The following is a 727-nucleotide window of genomic DNA, read 5'->3' as shown; positions in this document are numbered from 1 at the left end:
ATTCCCACCATAATCTTTTTCGGTGACAACTTGCTGATAACCAAAGCCACTCATGATCTCGCGAACCGCCTCGCCTTGGTCGTAACCGTGTTCGAAGGCAAGCCAACCGCCCTCTTCAAGATACTGACGAGCCAAATCGGAGATATGGCGAATATCCGCTAAGCCATTTTCATCAGCGACCAGCGCGGATTTTGGCTCAAAACGAACGTCACCTTGGGATAAATGCGGATCTTTCTCGTCAATATACGGCGGATTGGAAACAATTAAAGCAAACTTTGTTCCCTCTGCAATAGGCTCGAACCAGCTACCTTGGTCAAACGTCACATTTTTGATGTTTAGCTGCGCGGCATTGTACTCAGCAAGCTCTTTGGCCTCTTGTTTGAGGTCAACTCCCATTACCTGACGATTCGGTAGCTCAGACGCTAGTGCCAACGCAATTGCTCCTGTCCCCGTGCCTAGATCTAGAATCGATCCGGTCTGCCCATAGGTTTTATCCAAAGCAACTTCCACCAAACGCTCGGTGTCTGGTCTTGGGATCAAGGTAGTAGGAGAAACTTTGAGAGGTAGAGACCAAAACTCGCGCTCACCAATAATGTAAGCAACGGGTTCGCCTGCTAAGCGCCTTGCGAGTAAAGCATCAAACTGAGCTTGTTGTTCTGGTTCTAATGCTTTTTCTGGCCACGTTAGCAAATAGGTTCGCGGTTTGCCAAGAACATGGCAAAGAAGG

Annotated in this window: 1 protein-coding gene; it reads right to left on the bottom strand. The window is 48.6% G+C overall.

Annotated features, from left to right (window positions below; translation table 11 throughout):
• The coding region (gene prmC / locus R7R78_RS26115; RefSeq protein ID WP_225474613.1) for a peptide chain release factor N(5)-glutamine methyltransferase at window positions 1-727 on the bottom strand (727 nt) is incomplete at both ends.

The sequence above is a fragment of the Vibrio sp. 2134-1 genome (assembly GCF_033339495.1).
Note: the sequence above shows the minus strand (reverse complement) of the source record. Positions and strands in the feature narration are given on the sequence as shown.